The sequence below is a fragment of the Nonomuraea rosea genome (genome assembly GCF_039539705.1).
GTDB classification, from domain to species: domain Bacteria; phylum Actinomycetota; class Actinomycetes; order Streptosporangiales; family Streptosporangiaceae; genus Nonomuraea; species Nonomuraea rosea.
Genome location: NZ_BAABDQ010000113.1, coordinates 1 through 2,281, shown reverse-complemented (window position 1 = coordinate 2,281; position 2,281 = coordinate 1). Strand labels below are relative to the sequence as shown.

At 65.6% G+C, this 2,281-nt stretch carries 3 protein-coding genes; 2 read left to right on the top strand and 1 reads right to left on the bottom strand.

From position 1 onward, the window contains the following. Together ABEA43_RS67585 and ABEA43_RS67580 are read left to right on the top strand one after the other, a co-directional pair. Nucleotides 1-362 (top strand): hypothetical protein (locus tag ABEA43_RS67585; RefSeq protein WP_345576289.1); only part of this gene is annotated, 362 nt, incomplete at its 5' end. A gap of 604 nt (nucleotides 363-966) precedes the next feature. Further along, entirely contained in the window at nucleotides 967-1,698 is a 732-nt protein-coding gene (locus ABEA43_RS67580; protein WP_345581479.1) for a tetratricopeptide repeat protein, read from the top strand. Between the two features lie 276 nt (nucleotides 1,699-1,974). Here the strand turns inward: ABEA43_RS67580 and ABEA43_RS67575 are convergent. Continuing rightward, nucleotides 1,975-2,281: response regulator transcription factor (locus ABEA43_RS67575; RefSeq protein WP_345581476.1), on the bottom strand; the 307-nt coding region annotated here is incomplete at its 5' end.

Below are 2,281 nucleotides of genomic sequence, written 5' to 3'. Positions count from 1 at the left end.
GCAACAACACCATCGCCTCCATCGGCAACACCAACGGGCTGGCCCTGCAGGGCAAGGGCGTGTACACCGGCATCGCCTTCGAGGACAACTACGTCTCCGGCTGGGGCTACGCCCTGAGCATCGGCACCGTCAACAACGCCAAGAACATCACGGTCTCGGACAACGTGTTCTCAGCCGAGCTCCCGCAACTGTACGGCTTCCTGTACGGCGGCATCTGGGGCGGCAAGGCCGCCGGCTCCAGCTGGCGCGGCAACCTGCTCCAGGCGCGTGCCGGTGACCTCAACACCCGGCACACCACCGCCGACCACGGCAGATACCTGTGGCCCGACAACAAGGGCCACACCACCGACTACACCGGCTGAGCGTCAGAACGGAAGTGGGTGCCATCAACGGCACCCACTTCTTATCGTGAAGATCGCTCCGCCACGCATCTGCCGCCGCCTGATCCGTATGCGGTGAGCAGCCGAGGTTGTCACGTCAGGAGCTCTGCCAAGATTCCCGTGGTCATGCTCACCTTGTGGTGGCCGTCAGGGGTACCGGTTCACGGAGCAGGGCGAAACAGGCTCGTACGTGTCTCACAGGCGACCATGTCGCCCGTCCTCAACGGCGGCGATGTTGGGCAGTCGGCCAACATCGCCAGCAAGAGTCTCAAGGGCGGACGCACGAATCTGCTGGGCCTGTGCGCGTTCGAGCCCGTCCTCCCGACTCACCAGCGCGACTTCTGCCACAGTGAGCGTCACCAACTAGGCATGTGGTGACCGCGACAACGACGACTTCAACGTCGACGGAAGCGCAACGACGCTTGGTCACCAGCGCTTTCACAGCAGCTTGAGGGCGCACCAACAAGTGCTCCGCTGGAGAGGAACTTGGTTTAGTGGACATGATGGTCAAGGTCCTGGGGCCGGTTCAACTGTGCGGTATCGAAGGACAGCCAGTTCGTCTCAGCGGCAAACAGCGCGCACGGAGATGGGATACGTTCTCAAGGCCGATGTCGAGGAAGTGGATCTCCTGCAGTTCGAGGAGGCGATACGTGCGGCCCGCGGTCACGCCACCCAGAAGGCGTTGCACGCCGCTGATCGGCAGTTCGGCGAAGCCCTCGCGCTGTGGCATGGGACGCCCGCGGAAGGCACCTGGCTCACGGGTCCGCTGCTGCGCCGGGTGACCGAACTGAACGAGCGCCTGTACGCTTCCCTCGGCGACGCCGTAGGAGAGGCCAATACGCTCAACTCCCTGGGCTGGAACCACGCGTTGCTCACTGATTTCGCGAAAGCCCGGCGATATTGCGAGCAGGCGCTGGCACTGCAGCGTGGTCATGGCGACCGGGTCGGCGAGGCGGCCACTCTCGACAGCCTCGGCTATATCGCACACCATACCGGGCAATACACCCGAGCCATCGACCACTATCACCATGCCTTGACATTGAGGCGCGAATCCGGCAACGCCGGCCAAGAGGCCGAGACCCTTTCCCATCTCGGCGATACTTACCGCGCGATGGGCGAGTACGACGAAGCCGCCCGGGTCTGGAGCCGGGCACTCGCCATCTACCAAGACCAGCACCGCAGCGCGAAAGTGAAGCATGTGCAGGCCAGACTCGATGCCTTGGGAGATGGCCGAAGAGAGGTGTCGAACGGCTGGGTAACCGGGGCGGCACCCGGCGAGCATTCTCGGCGCGCAGCAGAGCCCCGCCAAGGCGACTGACGGTAGCCGCACGGGCCACGACATCGGCTCGCTGATCGGCGGTGTCCCGGCATCCGCGGACGTCGTCACCCGGACCGTCCGTACCGAGCTGCGGCGTACCCGCACGGTGAGCGTTCACGATGATGAGGTCATCGCCATCACCGTCCAGGAAACACTCCACCATTTCAGCGCCCAGCCTGAGTCCTCGAATCCCTCGCAGTAGGCCGGGCTGCCCCCTTGGGCTGCAGCTCCCGGCTGAGGGCCGCTCCAGACCCGGCGCGCAGCACGAGTCTCACCTTAGGTGGCTCCGATGCGTACCAGGCCGCTTTCGTAGGCGAAGACCACGGCCTGGACCCGGTCGCGCAGGCCGAGTTTGGCCAGCACGCGGCTGACGTGGGTTTTGACGGTGCCCTCGGACAGGAAGAGGCACTCGGCGATCTCGGTGTTGGACAGGCCGCGGGCGATGAGGCTCAGCACCTCGCGTTCGCGTTCGGTCAGGACGTCGAGGCCGGCGGCGGGTACGGCCTGGGCGGCGCCGATGCCGACGTATCGTTCGAGGAGCCGGCGGGTCACGCTGGGCGCGACGACCGCGTCGCCGTGCGCG